Here is a 17558-nt window from a genome sequence, read left to right as displayed (position 1 = left end):
CTGTAGGCCTCCGCTTGATGTATACCCTCCCCTCGCTTGCATATCAAAAGAACTCAATTGGTGCGGCACACAGAAAAAATCGCACACATTCGATGCGTTGTTTTCAAAAACTACCCACCCTCGTTACATAAAAGACAACTAATAACTACTTGTATTTATTAAACAAGGATTACAATCAAACCCAAATATCAGTTTTGGCATAACGATTGCTCGCCGTCACTATAGGGACTCCAATAGCGGAGCACCAAAAATCTTGGGTTCAACGGCGAACCCTGTTGACAAAGGCGTCTATCCGGACTGAATGCATCGAGCATCCCGTTTGGAGGCGTTTTTTTTTGCCTTATCTTTAGGATCAGAAAAATCTGTCAACGAATTAATCCGAACTTGAGGAACTAACTATCGCAATCGGTGAAACGGCAAAAACACGTTATTTTTTTTACGGTTGAGCGCCTTAATTAAACACTGCTATATGAATCAAGAAGAAAACCACTCCCTTATTTCCAGGTCATTGCGAGCGGAAATACCCTTGGTTATGAAGCTTTAACCCGGCAAGTCGATATCGATAACCGGGTTACCTGCTCAGGCAAATTACTCTCTGCACCGGATATAGAAATATTTACTACTTAACATTCCCAATCATAAAATTAAAATAGGTGGGTATCATGCTAAACAACATGAAAAATTCCGGGCAATTAACTATCAAAATGCGTTTTACGATAATTTTGAGCACCTTGGTCATCGGTTTTTCGCTGTTCGGTTTCGCAACATTCAAGGCCATGAATACCGTTAATCTTGATGGCTCAATTTATCAACGTATTATCCAAGGCAAGGATATTATTGCCGATGTATTGCCTCCGCCTGAATACATCATCGAATCCTATCTGGTCGCGCTGCAACTGACCCAAGCCGCAGACCCTGCTGAAATCAACGCATTAGTGACGCGTTTTCATGAGCTGAAAACGGAATACGAGTCCCGCCATAGTTATTGGTTAGGCCAGTCTTTGGAGCAGGATCTTCATGTTTCTTTGCTTGAGCGTTCTTACCGGGCGGCGCAAACCTTTTACAATGAAGCCAACCAACGGTTCCTGCCGAATATCCAGGCGGGCGACCGAGCCGGCTCACAGGCCGGTCTTATGCAAATGCGCCACGCTTATGAACAGCATCGTGCCGCTATTAATGAGGTGGTAAAGCTTACGGCAGCTCGCACTGTAAAAGATGAGGCGCAGGCACGCGCGACAAGACACGGGTACAAAATCGTCTTAGTCGGCATTTTCGTATGCAGCATCTTGGCGGTTATCGTACTGATGGTACTGATCAGTCGCGGCATTTTGCGCTCGCTCAAAACCGTTCAACAGGTGGCGGGAGCCATTGCCGTGGGCGACCTGAACTCCAACATTGATATTCATCAAAAGGATGAGATCGGGGATCTATTGCGCGCCATGAAAGCCATGCAGGACTCTATTAACGCCTTCGTTGCCGACCTGAACGTGATGGCGAAAAAGCATGCCGAAGGCTGGGTCAAAGAGCAGCTCGACGCTTCAAAATTCTCCGGCACCTTTGGCAAGATGGCGCATGAAGTTAATGAATTGATTCAATCGCGCATCGCTATCAATAGAAGACTGATCAGTATCGTCAACCAGTATGCCAAAGGCGACTTTTCCATGGACATGGATATTCTGCCCGGTGAGACAATCGCCATTACCAAGATCATGGACAATGCCAAAAAGACCTTCCTTGACGTTAACAACGAAATCAAAATGCTCGTAGAAGCCGGTGCTAAAGGCGATTTCTCAAAGCGTAGCGATGCGGATAGATTCGAGTTTATGTTCAAAGGGATTTTGACTCATTTCAATAACCTGATTGAAACCTGCGATGTTGGCTTCAACGACGTATTGCATGTCGCTAATGCACTGGCTCAAGGCGACCTGACCCAAACCATCGACAAAGACTATCCCGGCACTTTTGGTGAAGTGATTGCCGGGATGAACAGCATTGTAGAAAACCTCAAAGACTTGGTAGAAGACATCAAGGACTCCACCGATACCATTAACACGGCGGCCCAGGAAATCGCCGCAGGCAACAATAATTTGTCGCAACGTACCGAGGAGCAAGCCGCAAGCTTGGAGCAAACCGCAGCCAGCATGGAAGAGTTGACTTCCGCCGTGCAGCATAATGCCGCCAACGCCCATCATGCCAACCAGCTTGCCGTTGATGCTTCAAACATAGCGGGCAAAGGCGTTGAAGCGGTCGATCAAGTCGTAATAACGATGAAGGACATCAACGAATCTTCACACAAAATCGGCAACATCATCTCGGTGATCGACGATATCGCTTTCCAGACCAATATTCTTGCCCTCAATGCCGCCGTGGAAGCTGCCCGAGCAGGCGATCAAGGTCGGGGCTTTGCCGTGGTGGCTGTGGAAGTGCGCAATCTTGCCCAACGCGCCGCGACGGCTGCCGGAGAAATTAAAGACTTGATTAATGATTCCCTGGATAAAGTCTCAGGAGGCAGTCAGCTGGTTACCCAGGCAGGGTTAACCATGGAAGAAATCGTCAACTCCATCCGCGGCGTTACCGACATGATGGCCGAAATCACCGCGGCCTCCGCCGAACAAAGTTCCGGCATCGAGCAGATCAATCAGGCCATCGCCCAAATGGACGACGTAACCCAACAAAACGCCGCCTTAGTGGAACAAGCCGCAGCGGCAGCGGAATCGCTGGAAGAACAGGCGCACAACCTGTCGGGCACGGTAGACGGTTTTAAAGTGGACGTTATCCCGCGTAATGCGGGCAGCTCCCTTCACCTAAAATCCGTACCGAAGAAAACTCCTCCCGCCAGAACAGCTGCCGCTAAACAACTGCCGGCCAGACAAAAATTACAGCTACAGCTTGTCGGCAATGATGATTGGGAAGAGTTTTAATCGTTATTCAAGCGTAGGGCGTGCCGCGCGCCTACTCCGCGCTGATCCATAAAAGATAATAAGGTCCACGAAAAGCACGAAAGACACGAAAAAAGTCCCCTCTGGCGCGCACGGCGCACCCTACGCTAGCTGAATGCAAAGATCTTTAATTCACCACGAAGACACGAACGACTGCATGGATGCAGGAGGTAGAGCAACGCAGGAGCAGTTGCCGAGAACACGGAGCTTTATATTTCTTCGTGTTCTCGGCAATTGCTCCTGCGTTGCCTACATGGACAGATATTTGCTCCTGCAATATCTGCATTCACCACATCCCTGTGGATTATGTAGGTACTTAGCGTGAGCTGGAGCGGAAGCTGCGCCTCGGCAACCGCTCCCTGCGTTGCTCTACCTCCTGCATCCCTGCAGTCGTAAAGCGCCTACTGTTGGTGCTCTCGGCAATTGCTCCCTGCATTGCTCTACCTCCTCCATCCGTGGAGTCGTACCTCCTGCATCCGTACAGTCGTTCGTGCCTTCGTGGTGAGTTTTTTAAACTTTTTAACACATCAATTCTCATCGTTGGTGCAAACAGACACCCGGACGCACAAAATTGATGCATCTCCGACAGAAACCCGAACCACCTTACCCTACCCAATACCGAGCATAACTGCTTATTTTTGTTAACTTAAATACGCAAAATAATCATTTCCCATCTTTGGCACAACGCTTGCTTTAACCATTACAAAGGTTCCGACGATGGAACTTTAAAAAATATGGGTTCAACGGCGAGCCCAAACAGACAAAGGCGTCTCCCCGGTTGAATGCACCTGTATTCAACCGGGTGACGCCTTTTTTTTGCTGATTTTTCAAACCTGCTGAGGTCAATATGAAACAAACCGGACGATTTGCGATTAAAAAGCTGGCTACGGCACTTATTGCTGTGGCGGCGGTATCAACTTTTTCCTTTACCGCCAGTGCTTACGCAGCTGAAAAACTGGAAAAGGACAATTTAAAACTCGGCTTTATCAAACTGACCGATATGGCGCCTTTGGCGGTTGCGCTGGAAAAAGGCTATTTCGAAGATGAAGGCCTTTCCGTTCAAATTGAAGCGCAAGCCAACTGGAAAGTCTTGTTGGACCGCGTTGTCAGCGGCGAACTGGACGGCGCGCATATGCTGGCCACCCTGCCCTTTGGCGCAGCCATCGGCTACGGTACCAAAGCCGATATTGTCAGTGCCTTCACCATGACTTTAAACGGCGACGCGATTACCGTATCCAACGATGTCTGGAAGCAAATGAAGCCTCAGATTCCGGTAAAAGACGGCAAGCTAGTACATCCGGTTAAAGCGGACACGCTAAAACCGGTGCTGGAAAAATACAAAAGCGCCGGCAAACCCTTCAACATGGCGATGACCTTTCCGGTCGGCACACACAATATGAAATTGCGCTATTGGCTGGCGGCCGGCGGCATCAAGCCCGGATTTTACGCGCCGCCTGAGGACACCTCCGGCCAGATCGACGCCGAAGCGATGCTGTCGGTCACCCCGCCACCGCAAATGCCTGCAACAATGGACTCGGGCACGATTGTCGGCTACTGCGTCGGCGAACCGTGGAACCAGCAAGCCGTATTCAAAGGCATCGGCGTACCGGTCATCAGCGATTACGAGCTGATGAAAAACAGCGCCGAGAAAATCTTCGGTGTTAACAAGGAATGGGCCGATAAGAACCCGAACACCCACAAGGCCGTCATCAAGGCATTGATTCGCGCCTCGATGTGGCTGGATGCGGAAAACAACAAGAACCGCAACGAAGGCGTGGAAATGCTGTCGCAAAAACAATATGTCGGCGCCGACTACGAAGTGCTTGCCAACAGCATGAACGGTACGTTCGAGTATGAAAAAGGCGACAAACGCGACCTGCCCGATTTCAACGTGTTCTTCCGCCACAACGGTTCGTATCCTTATTACAGCGATGCGGTCTGGAGCCTGACGCAAATGCGCCGCTGGGGACAAATCAACGAATACAAACCTGATGACTGGTACCTGGAAACCGCTAAAAAAGTGTACCGGCCTGACATTTATATGGCTGCGGCCAAGGCCTTGGTTGCCGAAGGTAAGGCAAAAGCCGGCGATTTTCCGGCCGACAACGAAACCGGCATCAAGCCGCCCAGCGCTGACTTTATCGACGGTATCGCGTTCGATGCTACCAAGCCCAATGACTATCTGACTAAGTTTCCTATCGGCCTTAAGGGCAAGCAAAAAGTAGTCGGCGGCAAGGTAGTTGAGTAACTCGAACGGTACGCGATGCGTACCCTACCGCTCCGGCGTGGGAACGATATGAATCCAAAAAACGTGTGAGTGCCTACAAACAATGGACGTTGATTTGGTGCAAGGACGCGCCTTTTTTGCCTTTAACCTTTTGCCTTTCACCTGCTTTTAGAGGTACCGACCATGCACAAGCAATTGATAAAATTTTTAAACATAACCGGGCTCACCTGGTTCGTCCCTCTGGTAAAAATAGCTGCCGGAGAAAACCCCTCGCTGCAAGTCCGCCAGCTGTGGCTGGTCATGGGCGTGCCGATACTCGCCTTTATGGTCTTCCTGGGGCTGTGGAGTTATTCCGCATCCAAGGTCAACACCAGCCTGGGCGCCATTCCCGGCCCTGTCGCGGTGTGGCATGAAGCCGCCGGATTGCTGGACGACCATTACGCTGAACGAGCCAAAGAAGCCCAGTATTACCAACGTCAGCAAACCCGCAACGAGCAAAAACTTGCGGAAGATCCGGCCGCTGAAACCAAAACCCGCCCCTATAACGGCCAAGCCACTTATCTGGACAAGATTTTCACCAGTCTGTACACGGTGTTCGCAGGCTTTGTGATTGCCACATTAATCGCCGTGCCGCTCGGCCTGTTCTGCGGCATGAGCCCGGTCTTCAACACCGCGATCAACCCGCTGGTACAGATCTTCAAGCCGGTATCACCATTGGCCTGGCTGCCGATCGTCACGCTGGTGGTCAGCGCCATGTACGTGACGACTAGCGATTCCTGGTTTGAAAAATCGTTCCTGACCTCCGCAATTACCGTCACGCTGTGTTCGCTGTGGCCGACGCTGATCAACACCGCGGTCGGCGTATCATCGATAGACAAAGACCTGATCAATGTCGGCAAAGTGCTGCGCCTTAACTGGATCACCCAAATCAAGAAAATCATTTTGCCGTCCGCATTGCCTTATATTTTCACCGGCATGCGGCTGTCGCTGGGCGTGGGCTGGATGGTGCTGATCGCCGCGGAAATGCTGGCGCAAAATCCGGGACTAGGCAAATTCGTCTGGGATGAATTCCAGAACGGCAGTTCCAACTCGCTGGGCAGAATCATGGTCGCGGTCTTTACCATCGGGCTGATCGGCTTTGCCTTGGACCGGATCATGCACTCATTACAAAACCTGTTCTCTTTCGGTAGAGCGCTTTGAATAAGGAGCCTGAAATGTCCGTCGTAAATCTTAATATTGTGAATCAGCGCATCCCAACCCCTCCGCTTGCGCCATCGAATGACGCGCAACTGCCTTTGCTTGAATTAAAGGGGGTATGCAAAAGCTATGGCTCAATCTCCATCCTCAACAACATTAACCTGAGCATTAAGGAAGGCGAATTCATTGCGATTGTCGGCTTTTCCGGCAGCGGCAAAACCACGCTGGTTTCAACGATTGCCGGGCTGATCCAGGCCGATAGCGGCGAAGTGCTGAAACAGGGAGCACCGATCACCGCGCCGGGGCCGGATCGCGGCGTGGTATTCCAGAACTATTCCTTGATGCCGTGGCTGACGGTATTCGAAAACGTGGCGCTGGCGGTCGATCAGATTTTCAAGCACTGGCCCGCCGAGCAACGCAAAGCGCATACCGAAAAATACGTCCGGATGGTCAACCTCGGCGCGGCGATGGATAAAAAACCCGCCGAACTGTCCGGCGGCATGCGCCAACGGGTCAATGTCGCCCGCGCCTTGGCCGCCAGTCCCGACATCCTGCTGCTCGACGAACCGCTTAGCGCATTGGATGCGCTGACGCGCGGCAATTTGCAGGACGAGATTTTGCAAATCTGGGCGCAGGAAAAGAAAACCGTGATCCTGATCACCAACGATGTCGATGAGGCCATCTACATGGCGGACCGGGTTATCCCGCTTAATCCGGGCCCCGATGCGACTTTCGGCCCTGATTTTCATATCAATATCGACCGTCCCAGAGACCGGACTGCGTTAAATCATAACGTCGAGTTTAAGCGCTTGCGTGCCGAAATAACCCGCTATTTGATGGACATCGGCGTCGAAAAGAACAAGGATTCAGGCGTTGATAAAATCGTCCTGCCTAAAATCAAGCCCAATACCAGCACTGACATCGATCGAGCCTATCCGGTCTTCGCCGCTCCCGACGGACTCGCGGCATACACGCCATCCCTGGTGATCGCCGCGTCCGCTCCCGGCGGACTTGCGGCATACACGCCATCCCTGGCGATAAAATCCACGGCGAATGGTGTTGTCCGCCCGCGTTACCTGGAGTTTTCTCAGCTGTCCAAAATCTACCCGACGCCCGACGGCAACGGCTCGGTCAAGGTCGTGGACGGCTTCGACCTGAAAATGAAAAAAGGCGAGTTCATCTCGATCATCGGCCATTCCGGTTGCGGCAAATCCACCGTGTTGTCGATGACCGCAGGTCTGAACAGCGTGTCCGAGGGCGTCATTATCCTGGATAACAAGGAGATTGACGGCGCAGGACCCGATCGCGGCGTGGTATTTCAGTCGCCGAGCCTGTTCCCGTGGCTGACCGCGTTCGAAAACGTGATGTTAGGCGTTGATAAGGTCTATCCCCATGCCGCCAAATCGGAGCGCAATGACATCGCCGAATATTATCTGACCCGCGTCGGTTTGAGCGACTCACTGTTTAAAAAAGCCGCCGATCTGTCCAACGGCATGCGCCAACGGGTCGGCATTGCCCGCGCCTTTGCCTTGTCGCCCAAACTGCTGCTGCTGGACGAACCGTTCGGCATGCTGGATTCGTTGACCCGCTGGGAATTACAGGAAGTGCTGATGGAAGTCTGGGAAAGGACTCAGGTGACGGCCATTGTGGTCACTCATGATGTCGATGAGGCCATCCTGCTGGCGGACCGGGTGGTGATGATGACCAACGGTCCGCACGCCAAAATCGGCAAAATCGAAACCATCGATCTGCCCCGGCCGCGCAGCCGCAAAGCCCTGCTGGAGCATCCGGATTATTACAAATACCGGGAGAGCATCTTGAGCTTTCTGACCGAATGCGACCACACGCATTAACGCAAATAATCCACGACAAGCATGAAAACATTCCATGCGTAGAATTTTCATGGATGGCGCGCAACACCCCATATCAGATACAAAAGGAGGCTTTATGCCGCAAAAAAAAATATCTTCAGCATCACTGCTGGCACTTTCGGTGATGAGCGGCTCGGCCTTTGCCGACATTACTCAACAAGTCGAAGACGCGCTCAATTTCTATCATTACGGTAAAAACGGCGCAATCAAGGTTGACCTGAACTACCGTTATGAAAACGTCGATCAGGACCGGGGGCCGCAAAGAACCGCCAACGCTAATACCGCCCGCTTGCGGGCAGGCTTGCTGTCGCCGGTATTTCACGGCTTGCAAGGCTATGCCGAATACGAGGGCAATCTGGCGATGCAGGAAGACTTCAACAGCTTACGCAACAACAGGACCGCTTACTCAACAGTGGCCGACCCGGAAAAAAGCGAACTCAATCAACTGTGGATCAGCTATGCCGGCATCCCCGATACCGTGATTAAAGGCGGTCGGCAACGCATCAAGCTCGATGACGACCGCTTTATTGGCAACGTCGGCTGGCGGCAGATGGAAACGACCTTCGATTCGGTGCTGGTTACCCACAACAATCAGCAAATCTACGGCCTGACCGTTAACGCAGGTTATATCGGCAATGTGCAAACCTTTACTTCCACGACCGAAAACATCGAAGCGCCAATCCTGAACGTCAATTATAAAGTCGGTGATTACGGCAATCTGGTCGGCTACGGCTATTGGCTGGATTATACCGAGCGGGAAAATTATGAAAAATCCAGCCAAACCTACGGCTTGCGGATGACCAATTTTCAAAAACCGGGGGATACTTACAAGATAGGCGATAACTACGGCCTGGTTTATACCGCTGAATGGAGTCATCAAGAAGATTACGGTCATGGGGCGGCACAGTACCAAGCCAACCGCTACAATGTGATGGTGGGTTTTACCGCCTACAACTTCACCTTCCAGGGCGCTATGGAACAGCTTGACGGCAAAGGGCTCAATAGGACTTTCGATACGCCGCTCGGCACCAACCATGCTTTTCAGGGCTGGGCGGACTTATTCCTGGTTACGCCAAATAACGGTATTCGCGATGTATTCGGCACCGTACACGCCACGCTGGATCGCGGCAACGTCATTTTAAGCGGGGTTTACCATGATTTTACCGATGACACCGGGCAGCTTCATTACGGCAAGGAATGGGATTTTTCGGCCATCAAGAAATTCGGCAAGCATTACTCGGTGCTAGCCAAATACGCCTATTACGATGCGGATCAATTCAGTACGGACACCCAAAAAATCTGGGTACAGGCGAATATCAGTTTTTAATAATGCGGCATGTCGCTGGTGAAAAACCGGGTATTAGTAAAGCTTCGTTGGGCACCCGGTCGCCCATCGAAGCTTTACCACGTATCAGGCGCCTACAGTTCAAATTCAGCAGGATCAATCCCTAATTCTTTGGCTATTCTGACAGCCACCTTTTTTTCATCGAAATCAAAAACGCCGTCTGAAGAAGCAATGCCGATAATCATGCGAACCAGCAGGCGCGAAGCCTGGGCATTGGATTTCATCTTGCCGAGCGCTTCATAAGCTTTGGCTTCGCCAATGTCCTTATCGAATTCAAGCTGGCCTATAAAGTCCTGAAAGGCCTTGATAACATCGCTGGTGGTAAAAATCGACAGCGCATCATTGCTTTCGATAAATCTAACCATTTTTTGTTTTTCTTCCGAACTGACGCTGCCGTCAGCCATGGTGATCAATGCGGAACCTGCCATCGCGGCATTCAAAAAATCCTTGTTCTTGAACTTTAAAGCCTCTGTTTTTAACTCATTGGCTTTGCTTTTTAGCTGACTTAGAAAATTATCGAAACTCATTGTGTTCTCCTGGTATAAATGTTGTTGTGTGAATTTTTATTTGCTGCCCGCGACATAGTTTAACCCCCAGCCGTAAGCGCGATCCATTTGTTGATGGCCTGAAAAATAATCGATCAGTTTGGTGATCTGAAGCCGACCGTTAATATTCTCAAGCATCGCAAGGGCGCACAGAAACTGGTCATCACGGTAACTATCAAGACGAATCTCTATATCCGGCTGACTTTTGCTTTTAATAGTAATAACCGCATCGACATGCGACCAGTTCGGGACACCTTCATAAATAAAGGTATAAATCAAAATACGCCGAAATTCATGCAAATGTTTAGTGTTGATGCGCAGCGTTTCGCCACCCACTGAACTACCGCTACGGTCGTCCTGATCCAGTTCAATAAAAGGGAACTGGTGTATATTGCCGAAATGCCCGCCCAGCGCCTGTACTCCGCCAATCTCGCCCTGCTCAAACTCCCAGAGACAGGCCAAATCCAGGTCGATGCCGGAAGATGAGGATTGGCGAAACAATCCTACCGATTTAACAGGTTTTGCGTTCCAATTCAGGTTGATCAATATTTCGCCGGACTCGCCGGTATTTTTTTCCAGCGAAACGGATTGGCCTTTCTTGTCCAACGTGATTTTGCTCAAATTAACTTTTCCCGCCGGTGCTGGAGCAGGGGCGACAGGAGGTGCCGGTCTTGCTTCGCCTTCGCCGACGTCGACACCGTAAAACTCGGCTAAAGGCTGTAGCCCGCCAATAAAACCCTGCCCGACTGCGCGAAACTTCCATTTGTCCTGATGCCGGTAAAACTCGCCGACAATTAATGCCGATTCTTTGTTTTGCTGCGTGTCGAGACAGAAACAGGCGATTTCGATACCACTCAAAAAGTCCTTGACCAAAACGGTAGCATTATTAAGCAGGCTGAAATTTTGCCCTTTTGTATGCCCGTCGAAAATAGTCATTGCCAAGGCAATTTTCTGAATATCAGCGCCGGTGCGATCAAGATGCAGCGTAAACCGATCCTGATCCGGTTCAAGCAAAACGCCTTGTTCGGCTCGGGCCGGTTGGTTAAAAAAAATGAAATCCTCGTCCGTTGATACCTTTCCCTGGTTGTTAAGCAAAAAAGCGCTGAAATCGACAGTAATACCCGGCGTTCTTTGTCCGTGGCTAACTAAAACATGAAGCGCCATCGTCGGTAACGGACAATTTTGTCCTGCAACCAAATCAATACGGTTACTCATTATCTCCCCCTTTTTTATTTTTATTGAATGGAGCCAAGGATGGGCTTTGTGCTTCAGCCCATTCTATCTGAAACTTGCGCAACATCAGTCAAACAAGGCGATTCAGTATATTCCAGCAAGACGAAGGCCCGCCTGTCGCCATAGTACCGCTGCCTGTCTATGATACCCTGCCCCCATTCCTTATGCGTCGCCACTTCGCACATCGCGTCGTGCATCCTGAACACCGCAGGCGATGAACTTTGATTCAAGGCGAGCGCCATTTCATAGTCTTCACTATCGACGCTGTACATAGCCTCAATAACCGGCACCTGGGTAGGATGAATGGCCGTTTTGCCGATCAGCCCATGCGCCAAATCCAGCCGAATCTCTTTTTGCAGGGTAACGGCGTCATCCAGATATTCGAACACCGGCGCCGCCAGTGAGAAGCCGTAAGGGTTAAACACCGTCACCAGCTGCGCTATCACAAGGCCCAGCGGTGTTTCATACAAGGTCATGTTCCTTGGCCGCCGGATGCCTAAAAGATTCATCAAGTCGTTGCCGCCAACCCGAAGCATTAATATCCGCGCAAAAATATCGTCCTGCAGCAAGCCCTGGCGCAATTCCTTCATCGCGCCTACGTCAAAAACATCGGGGGTTTCCAACGTAGGCATGACCTTAAACGCTGTGCCCCGCAATTGATCGAAATAAGCGTGAAAATTAGTTTCGTTAAATTTCGGCAGCACAAAGCCGTCGACTTTTTCAATATCGGGCAACTCCAGCAGCCGGGCCAGAATTTCCGGATTTCTGGCGCGGATAAAACGGAACCGGGTCGGCGTATCTCTAAAACCCTGCAAGCAAAGCCCTAAATGACGCAGACTGCTGTCTACCTCGGTATGGGAGACTGCATCTTCGGTGCAAAAAATCATCGAACGCAAGGATTGCAGTTTTTCGCCATTGGCACAATCCATCAGATCATGGCGATGCGCGGGCATATACAGCGACGCGCCTAAACACCAGGGTGAAAAAGATTTTGGCAGCGTGTTCATAATTGGACCTCCCGGTAAGTGCTCCTGCATTACTCTGCCTCCTGCATGTCTGCAAGTCGTTTGATTAATGCCACCGCCCGGTACGGCAGATCGGCAACAACATCTATCGGGATAGAACGAGATTCAGCCAGCCAGCGCAAATGCCGGGTGGCCTCGCAATCCATATCCCGCAACAGCAATACCTGCGCTTCGCGGCGCAGTAAAACCCGCGTCGCCTCGCCGATACCGGGCTTAATGTAATTATGCTGTGTAATGCCGTAACGCTCGCTAATCCAGTTCAGCAGTCCTTGGGAAACATTTTGTAATTGTAGCCGGTCATGAGAGCCGGTTTCCAAGCCGCACTCGTATTCTTGCCACGCATGGTCGACGCAAGCCAGTATCGTGTCAATGAAATAGCGGGATAAATCATATTGCTCAAACTGCCGGTAATAGACGCAACCATGAAAATCGCTAGCGGCGGCTGACTGCGGGTCGTAAACCGAGCGGCTGACCAACCCCGATATGGTGGCGTTCAGGATGCACGAAGGGATCAGATAATCTTCCGAAGCAGCGGCAACCGCCGCGCTGCCTGACAAATCGGCCAGCACGTATAATTCAGCCGGAATAGTCACGCCATCCGTTGCGGCAAAATCCTGCAAGCTGGCGGCCAATTGCCGCGCAATCACGCCCTTCCCGGTCCAGCCATCGACAAAAACCAGCGACTCCGGCGCATGTTTTTGCAAAATATGGCGCAACGCATTTTGATCCATGCCGACATCCCGCAGTATCGAAATGGAATAATGGCTGACCTCGGTGTTGAAATGGCGTTTGAGTACATGCTTGAGCAGTACGCCGACCGGTGTTCCTGCGCGCGCCAGTGAAACCAGGGTAATGCCATGCGGACGGGTCGCCAGAATGCGCTCCGCCAGCACCAGCAAATGTCTCGCCATGCGTTGCTGATTTAAGTCCATCGCCTGATAAAACAGCGGCAAATAATTATCCGGCGGCAAGGACTCATGGGTCAGCATTTGCGAGTAATGTTTTTTGCCGGATTGAATCAGGGCTTCCTTGACGTGGATCGGCGTGTCCTGCATCGCTATCGGTTTTAACAGGAACTGTACATCGTCCAGGTTGTAACTGCCTGAGAAAGGGATTGTCATTAGCGTGTTTCGGCAGCAGCCAGCGTTTGAAACAGCTGGGTATTTTTGGGAATTAATGCGTAATCGCACAACGTCATAAACGGTGCGTCGGTCTTGCTGTCGCCCGCGCCAAAGGTTATCAAGTCGGGGTGCTGCTTTCTGTAGCCTTCCAGCAGATAACTGACTGCGCTTTCCTTGTTGATAACTTTCGGCAATAACGCCAGGTTGTTGCCGTTCAAATGCCAATACAGACTGCCGTCGACAACGTGCCGATGCGGTTTGATGACCTCATTCAGCAGCGTTTTCAGTATCGCCTCGGTGCCGTCGCTATGCTTGATTACGCCATACCAGGTTATGCCGAAATCGTCGACCAGCCGGGGTTTAAAACCGCAATGGCATTTTGCATAAAGCTCAACTTCAGCCCATGTTTCCAGCAGCTTTTCATGGTATGCGGGCAAGGTTTGCGTGATGCGGTCCATCCACACCTGATCGATAGTGCGCTGTTTGTCCAGAATAACTGCGCCGTGATTCAATACCACTTCTTCCTGAAACGGCAGGTTGACGCGTTCAAAGGCGTGAACATCGCGCGCCGTGACCGGTACGATTTTGAAGCCTTTGGATAGCCAGTGCCACAGCCATTGCTGCTTTTGCGTAGCGAACGAGTTGGCTGTTCCGTCCGGCAAAAAAGCCCGGACTTGCAAAGTTTGATCGTCCACGCCTGGAGCGCATTTCCTCAGGGTCTGGAACAGCGTGTCGTCAAGGTCTAAAAAAATGTAGCTTTGCATGGTTTGGGCTGTCCGGTTGAAGTTCGAATCTTGCGCTAATGGCTTGCCATGCGTGCAATCGGTCATTTAGCGATGCGCACAGCGGCGTTTCATGGCAAAGAATAATGTCGCCGTAATCGTCCGGGTTCAGGTTATAAATAAAGTTAGGGATACCGTCGCCATAGTTGTCTTCAAATTGGCAAACGCGGCCAATATCGTTGCCTTGATGAATCGGCGAACGCGTGGTGCTCTGCACCTTGACCTTAAAGCCCCGGCTTTCCAATTCCCTCCCCAGCAGATAGGCGGGAGCGTTGCATTCACCTGTGCCCAGCACCAGAATCGGGCGCTGATCACGCTTCAGGCCGCTGCCGCATAGCTGCTCGACTACGTCTTTGTCCAGGCTGATCGGCGCATCCAGACCCAACCGCCCCGGCCAGGCCAGCAGCGCTTTTTTACACGCGCCATTACCCGACACATTGACGGTAATGCTGTCGATGGCGATGTTTTGGCTGTCCTCAAAACGCAAGCGTCCCTGTCTGAAACACACCCATTCCACCGCCACGTCGGCTTGAGCTTCCAAGGCAGTTCGGTCATCGGCATGGGCAAAATTGACCAGGCTGACAATAAACACTTTGCGCAAACCGGGATTGACCCGTTGATAGGCTTTAATCAGGCGTAAAAAGGTAAGTCCGGTGCTGATTTCGTCGTCGATTAACACCAGCGTTTCGGCCGTTAAAAACTGCTTCCGGTGACTTGGCTGCTCAGGATAATATAAAAAAAAGTCAGTAGCATGACTATGCGCTTCTTCAAACTCAAGCCGTTCGATATGATCCAGATGATAACGGGTCGTCTGAACAAACAGCGCGTGCTTGGCGCCTTCGCGGCAAGCCGCTTCAAATACGCCGTAGCCCAAGCCGGTTGCGGTTTCCGCCATACCGATCCACAGCGAACCGGCCCCTACGCCGCGCTTTAATACCTCGCGCGCCAGTGCGCGGTACGACCAGCTCATCAGCTTTGGCGATACCGGATAATGTTTGCCCAATACCTTGCTGACCAACAAAAACTTGCGCTTGCTGCTGACTCTTGCAGCAAAACCCAGCAATCGGTTAAGCGGGATGTGTCCAGGCTCCAGATCGAGATGCAGGGTTCCTGTGTCTAATTTTACGGTTAATGTTTTTTGCATAGTGTGTTCTGTTGTAGGGTCATGCGTTGTTTCCACACTCCAGAGACTGTGAAAGTATTATCTTTAATCAGGCCGAGAAAATTATTCACCACGAAGCCAAAAGTAGGCGCCTCTAGGCGACACGAAGGACACGGAGAAAATAATTCTATTAATTCAATATATTAAAAACTCCGTGTTCTCGGCAACTGCTCCTGCGTTGCTCTACCTCCTGCATCCTTGCAGTCGTCGGCAATTGCTCCTGCATCGCCTAGAGCGCCTACTGTTGGTGCTCTCGGCAATTGCTCCCTGCATTGCTCTACCTCCTGCATAACCCACAGGGATGTGGGGAATGCAGAGAAATGACAGGATCATTTCCTGTCCGTGCAGTCGTCTGTGTCCTCCGTGGTTAATCCCTTAAACCGAATACTTTCATAGTCTCTCCAGCGCGGGAACGGTAGAAGCTCATAGCAATTCCTGCATCACCACCGGCGTATTAATCTCGTTCACCCTAAGCCCATAGCGAATGGTCGGCGGCAGGAATACTTCACCTTTAACGCTTCGCAAGGCAATATGCGCCAGGTTGGCGCCGGATAAGCACGCCATGCCGAAGCCGCCTGAAGGACGCGGGTTGATTTCCAATAAACGCACGCCATGCGCGCCTTCCTTGAACTGGACATTGAACAAACCGTTGAGCCGGTAATGGGCGGTTAATCGGTTCACCATGCCGTCAATCTCGGCATTGTTATCGATGGTTTGCCCGCCGCCGACCCGCTGCGATTTCTTGCGTTGTACGGCACACAGCAATCTGCCGTGCCGCGCGGCACAATCAACGCTCCATTCCGGGCCGCCCAAATGCTCCATAACCAACAGGGTCGGAAATTCCGGGGTGTTCACCATACCGGAGCGCAATTCCTGCAACGGAACCTGGTATTCAACGCCTTTAAGTATTTGGGTGATGCTGTCGCGCTGGGTATCCAAAACCCGAAAGCCCAGGCCGAACACCGAAACCGCCGGCTTGACGCACAATTGTTGATGCTTTACCGATAAGCTGGCAACCGCGCTGTCAAACGCATCGCGGTTATTAACGGCGATAAAATCCATGGCTTGGGCAACTTCTGCATCCAGATCGGTATAAAAGTCCGCTTTATCGTGCAATAAAGTCAGCGTGCCGGCATCGGCAACCGACAACACCTGCACGCCAACCGCATGGAAAAACTCATGGTGTTTACTGATAAATGCCGCTTCCCTGCCGGGCCAGAATAAGTGGATATTGTGTTGACGGCAAAAAGCCACGCACCATTCAAGGTACTCTTGTTCAGTGAGTTCGGCAGGTTCAAGGTAACTCTCATCCGCTGCCAGAAAGGCGGTGGCGTGGGCATGGGTATGAGTGCAAATCAGGGTGATTTCGCCAGCCGGAACCGACTGGCGAAGGTTTCTAAATACGGATTGTATGGTCGAAAATGTTTTGTTAAACCAGATTCTCATTGATACCTACAGATGAATGACAATTTGCGGCAGCAAACCATCAATGGTGCGGCCTACGCCATTTTCGCCTATCGCGTGCATTTTCCATTCGCCGCCATGACGGTACAGTTTCGCCATGATTTGCGCGGTGTGAGAGCCTTGCGAACTCAGGGTGTAACGGGCAACTTCCGCATCGTTGCTGCTGTCGACTATGCGGCAATAAGCGTTTTCGACCTGATCAAAAGTCTGGCCGGAAAAGGAGTTAACGGTAAATACCATGGATTTGACATTGGCAGGCACTTTATCCAGATCAACCTTGATTTGTTCATCATCGCCGTCACCGGCGCCGGAACGATTGTCGCCGGTATGCACAATGCTGCCGTCGCGGCTTTTCAGCTGCCCGAAATAAACGATGTCAACCACCTTGTTTTGATCGTCAAACAATACGCAAGAAGCGTCCAGGTCAATGGATTCATCGCTTCCGCCACCGCCAAACAAGCCTTTCAACTTGCTGATGGAAACTTTTTTGGCATCCCAGCCCAGCCCCATGACGACCTTACTCAGCGTACCGCCGGATTCTTTGGACAAAGAAATTTTTTGCCCTTTTTGTAAATTAATAGCCATACATATACCTCAATAAATGGACCGCATAGCTTACTAACAGGACTCATAGCCCCGTTAAGCCA

The 17558-nt window shown here is 51.2% G+C and carries 13 protein-coding genes and 1 pseudogene; 6 read left to right on the top strand and 8 right to left on the bottom strand.

Features of this window, described 5'->3' with window-relative positions:
- The first annotated feature begins 662 nt into the window (after positions 1 to 662).
- From M0R47_RS05900 to M0R47_RS21875, 6 genes and pseudogenes are all read left to right on the top strand, one after another.
- Entirely contained in the window at positions 663 to 2921 is a 2259-nt protein-coding gene (locus M0R47_RS05900; RefSeq protein WP_292551708.1) for a methyl-accepting chemotaxis protein, read from the top strand.
- An 865-nt stretch (positions 2922 to 3786) separates the two neighbouring features.
- Positions 3787 to 5187, top strand: coding sequence for a CmpA/NrtA family ABC transporter substrate-binding protein (locus tag M0R47_RS05895; RefSeq protein ID WP_292551705.1), 1401 nt, complete (start codon positions 3787 to 3789; stop codon positions 5185 to 5187).
- Positions 5188 to 5349: 162 nt separating this feature from the next.
- Entirely contained in the window at positions 5350 to 6366 is a 1017-nt protein-coding gene (locus M0R47_RS05890) for an ABC transporter permease (RefSeq protein WP_292551701.1), read from the top strand.
- Between the two features lie 14 nt (positions 6367 to 6380).
- Entirely contained in the window at positions 6381 to 8216 is a 1836-nt protein-coding gene (locus M0R47_RS05885) for an ABC transporter ATP-binding protein (protein ID WP_292551698.1), read from the top strand.
- A 34-nt stretch (positions 8217 to 8250) separates the two neighbouring features.
- A pseudogene (locus M0R47_RS21880) lies at positions 8251 to 8952 on the top strand (alginate export family protein); the annotation flags it as partial.
- A complete protein-coding gene (locus M0R47_RS21875; protein ID WP_366513171.1) occupies positions 8939 to 9034 on the top strand; it encodes a DUF1317 family protein in 96 nt (31 codons plus the stop codon). The pseudogene M0R47_RS21880 and the gene M0R47_RS21875, both read left to right, overlap by 14 nt.
- Positions 9035 to 9653: 619 nt before the next feature.
- Here M0R47_RS21875 and M0R47_RS05875 read toward each other — a convergent pair.
- The 8 genes from M0R47_RS05875 to M0R47_RS05840 all read right to left on the bottom strand — a co-directional run bounded on the left by M0R47_RS05875 (position 9654) and on the right by M0R47_RS05840 (position 17496).
- The gene (locus tag M0R47_RS05875) at positions 9654 to 10106 is read right to left on the bottom strand and encodes a tellurite resistance TerB family protein (protein ID WP_292551693.1); all 453 of its coding nucleotides are present in this window, start codon (positions 10104 to 10106) and stop codon (positions 9654 to 9656) included.
- Between the two features lie 36 nt (positions 10107 to 10142).
- On the bottom strand, positions 10143 to 11339 hold the full coding sequence (locus M0R47_RS05870; RefSeq protein ID WP_292551690.1) for a TerD family protein: 1197 nt from the start codon (positions 11337 to 11339) through the stop codon (positions 10143 to 10145).
- 53 nt (positions 11340 to 11392) lie between these two features.
- Positions 11393 to 12364, bottom strand: coding sequence for an HpcH/HpaI aldolase/citrate lyase family protein (locus M0R47_RS05865; protein WP_292551688.1), 972 nt, complete (start codon positions 12362 to 12364; stop codon positions 11393 to 11395).
- Positions 12365 to 12393: 29 nt separating this feature from the next.
- Positions 12394 to 13503 (bottom strand): cysteine protease StiP family protein, encoded by a 1110-nt coding sequence (locus M0R47_RS05860; protein WP_292551685.1) that lies wholly within the window; start codon positions 13501 to 13503, stop codon positions 12394 to 12396.
- Complete coding sequence (locus M0R47_RS05855) at positions 13503 to 14267, bottom strand: hydrolase (protein ID WP_292551682.1); 765 nt, start codon at positions 14265 to 14267, stop codon at positions 13503 to 13505. Before M0R47_RS05855 ends, M0R47_RS05860 begins: the two co-directional genes overlap by 1 nt.
- On the bottom strand, positions 14239 to 15429 hold the full coding sequence (locus M0R47_RS05850) for a phosphoribosyltransferase domain-containing protein (protein WP_292551679.1): 1191 nt from the start codon (positions 15427 to 15429) through the stop codon (positions 14239 to 14241). Before M0R47_RS05850 ends, M0R47_RS05855 begins: the two co-directional genes overlap by 29 nt.
- A 441-nt stretch (positions 15430 to 15870) precedes the next feature.
- Positions 15871 to 16893 carry an ATP-grasp domain-containing protein gene (locus tag M0R47_RS05845; protein WP_292551676.1) on the bottom strand — a complete coding sequence of 341 codons (1023 nt, stop codon included), beginning with the start codon at positions 16891 to 16893 and terminating at the stop codon, positions 15871 to 15873.
- A gap of 6 nt (positions 16894 to 16899) precedes the next feature.
- On the bottom strand, positions 16900 to 17496 hold the full coding sequence (locus M0R47_RS05840; RefSeq protein WP_292551673.1) for a TerD family protein: 597 nt from the start codon (positions 17494 to 17496) through the stop codon (positions 16900 to 16902).
- Positions 17497 to 17558 lie beyond the last annotated feature (62 nt).

It is taken from the genome of Methylobacter sp., from assembly GCF_023227905.1.
Lineage (GTDB): Bacteria > Pseudomonadota > Gammaproteobacteria > Methylococcales > Methylomonadaceae > Methylobacter_A.
Note: the sequence above shows the minus strand (reverse complement) of the source record. Positions and strands in the feature narration are given on the sequence as shown.